Origin of the sequence: Dietzia sp. DQ11-38-2 (assembly GCF_014145055.1) — a bacterium.
GTDB lineage: Bacteria > Actinomycetota > Actinomycetes > Mycobacteriales > Mycobacteriaceae > Dietzia.
The window spans coordinates 1-2,821 of record NZ_JAALDW010000055.1 but is presented as its reverse complement, the minus strand read 5'-3'; the positions used below and the strand labels follow the sequence as shown (position 1 = coordinate 2,821).

Sequence of the window (2,821 nt, the reverse complement as noted above, 5' to 3'; positions counted from 1 at the left end):
TGTCCTCGTCAGCGGCGGCAGCGGCATCACCCCGATGCTCTCCATCGCCTCGACGCTCGTCGGGGAGGGCCACTGCGGCGCCGGCGCCACCGGCCGGGTGGCCTGGCTGCACTACGCGCGCCGGGCCGAGGACGTCCCGTTCCGTGACCGGATTCGTGAGCTCTCGCGCGCCGGGGTCGAGGTCCGTGTGGTCGCGACCGCAGGCTCCGACCCGTCAGCGCCCTCGGAGCCGGTGTCGGGAGGCCTGGTCGGCCACCTCACGTCGGACCACCTCGATGACGTGGCGCCGTGGCACTCCGACGCCACCATCTTCCTCTGTGGACCCGACGGCCTCGCCGACGGCCTCGCGGAGACCCTCGGCCCCGATCGCTACGCGGACGTCCTGCGTGAGCGGTTCACCGCCTCCACCGGCCCCGTTCCCGACGGCGACGGTGGCACCGTCACCCATGTCAGGAGCGGGGTGTCGGCTCACAACCCCGGCACCACCCTGCTGGAGGGCGCGGAGGCCGCGGGTCTGTCCCCGAAGCACGGGTGCAGGAGGGGCATCTGCCACACCTGCACCGCCGTCCGCGTCTCCGGCGCCACCCGCGACCTGAGGACCGGAGAGATCGACACCGAACCCGGTTGCCTGGTCCAGATCTGCGTCTCCGCGCCCGTGGGCGACGTCGAGATCGAACTCTGACCGCCCCGGTCACCCGTCACGCTCCCGGACCGACGTACCCGCACGACCCACCGGAACACCCGGAAGGAATCCCATCATGACCCTCCTGCAGATCCCCAGCTTCCGCTCCACCAAGTCGACGTCCACCAAGTCGAAGTCCGCAGCGACCACCCCCGCCGGCCCCGAGCCGATCGTCCTGTCCGCCGAGTCGGTGGAGATCATCGGACGGGAACTCGACGCCATCCGCGACCGCGTGGTGGCCGACCTCGGGACCGCCGACCGCGACTACATCCTTCGTGTCGTCCGCATGCAGCGTCGACTCGAACTCACCGGTCGTGGGCTCATGTTCCTGGGCTTCCTGCCGCCCGCATGGCTCGCGGGGGTGGCCGCGCTGAGCGCCTCCAAGATCCTCGACAACATGGAGATCGGCCACAACGTCATGCACGGCCAGTACGACTGGATGCGTGACGACATGCTCCACTCGTCCAGCTTCGAGTGGGACAACGTGTGCCCGTCCGACCAGTGGCGCCACTCGCACAACTACATGCATCACACCCACACCAACATCCTGGATCTGGACCGGGACATCGGGTACGGGATCCTGCGCATGGAGTACGAGCAGAAGTGGACCCCCCTGCGCCTCGGTAACCCCGCCTACGCGTTCGCACTCATGATGCTGTTCGAGTGGGGCGTCATGCTCCACGACCTCGAGTACGACAACGTCCTCAAGGGCAAGCGCAAGTGGTCGGACGTCAAGGGCCTGCTCGCCGGCTGGTGGGGCAAGGTCCGCGGCCAGGTCGCCAAGGACTACATCGTCCACCCCGCGCTCACCGGGCCGCTGTTCCCGCTCACCTTCGCCGGCAACCTGACCGCCAACCTCGTCCGCAACGTCTGGGCGTTCTCGGTGATCTTCTGCGGCCACTTCCCGTCCGGCGCCCAGGTGTTCACCCAGGAGGAGACCGCCGAGGAGACGCGCGGCGAGTGGTACGTGCGGCAGATGCTCGGGTCGGCCAACATCTCGGGCAGTCCGTTCATGCACCTGGCCACCGGGAACCTCTCGCACCAGATCGAGCACCACCTCTTCCCCGACCTGCCCGCCCACCGCTACCCCGAGATCGCCGAGGAGGTGCGGGCGATCTGCGAGGAGCACGGACTCCCGTACACGACCGGCCCGCTGTGGAAGCAGGTGACGAACGTGTGGGTCAAGATGTTCCGGCTGGCCCTGCCACTTCCGCCCACCCCGGCGGACACGCCGGCCGTGCTCATCGAGCGTCGGAAGGTGACACCGGCGGCCTGAGCCGGGGTACCTTCGTGGACACCACTGACGAAGGGAGCGACTCCGATGGGCGACTTCGAGCGCAACAAGGACCAGGTCCAGGCAGGTGTCCAGGCGGGGGCGTCACTCGTCGGCCGGATCGCCGTCATCATCACCGACGCGGTGGGATCCATCGCCAAGGAGATCGGCGACTTCGTCACCGACGGGATCGAGATGCGGGAGGCCGCCCGTGCCGCACGACTCGATGAGCGCAGGCGGTCACCGATGATCGATCTGGACGGCATCGAGGACGGCGAACTGCAGGGATGAGTCCCCAGGTGACCCGATGACCGTGGCCGGTGGGCTCCCCCACCGGCCACGGTGGCAGGATCGCGTGACGTGACGATCATCGCCGCCGCGGACGGCTCCGCTCTCGGAAACCCCGGCCCTGCCGGATGGGCCTGGTACATCGACGAGTCCCGATGGCGCTGCGGCGGATGGGCCAGGGGCACGAACAACCAGGGTGAACTCACCGCCGTCCTGGACCTCCTCCGCCAGACCGCGCACTCCCCCGAGCCGCTCCACATCCTGTGCGACTCGCAGTACGTCATCAACTCGGTGACCAAGTGGATGGCCGGGTGGAAGCGCAAGGGGTGGAAGAAGGCCGACGGGAAGCCGGTTCTCAACGTCCAGGTCATGAAGGCGCTCGACGAGGCCATGGCCGGCCGCGAGGTCACCTTCGAGTGGGTCAAGGGACACGCCGGGCACGAGCTCAACGAGAAGGCGGACATACTGGCCAACGGCGCTGCCAAGGCCTACGCGGCGCGGCGGGTGCCCGGAGCCGGCCCCGGATTCCCGGGAGCCCGGTCGGTCGGCGCGGGTGACGACCCGGCCGTGCCCCCCGC

Annotated in this window: 4 protein-coding genes; all 4 read left to right on the top strand. The window is 69.2% G+C overall.

Annotated features, from left to right (window positions below; genetic code table 11):
- A partial coding sequence (locus tag G6026_RS02430; protein ID WP_182612161.1) for an iron-sulfur cluster-binding domain-containing protein occupies nucleotides 1–682 on the top strand: 682 nt, incomplete at its 5' end.
- Between the two features lie 76 nt (nucleotides 683–758).
- Nucleotides 759–1,958, top strand: a complete 1,200-nt coding sequence (locus tag G6026_RS02425) for an acyl-CoA desaturase (protein WP_182612160.1) — start codon at nucleotides 759–761, stop codon at nucleotides 1,956–1,958.
- Nucleotides 1,959–2,003: 45 nt separating this feature from the next.
- Complete coding sequence (locus G6026_RS02420) at nucleotides 2,004–2,246, top strand: hypothetical protein (RefSeq protein ID WP_017836681.1); 243 nt, start codon at nucleotides 2,004–2,006, stop codon at nucleotides 2,244–2,246.
- Nucleotides 2,247–2,315: 69 nt separating this feature from the next.
- On the top strand, nucleotides 2,316–2,821 hold a 506-nt coding region (locus tag G6026_RS02415; RefSeq protein ID WP_182612159.1), incomplete at its 3' end, for a ribonuclease HI.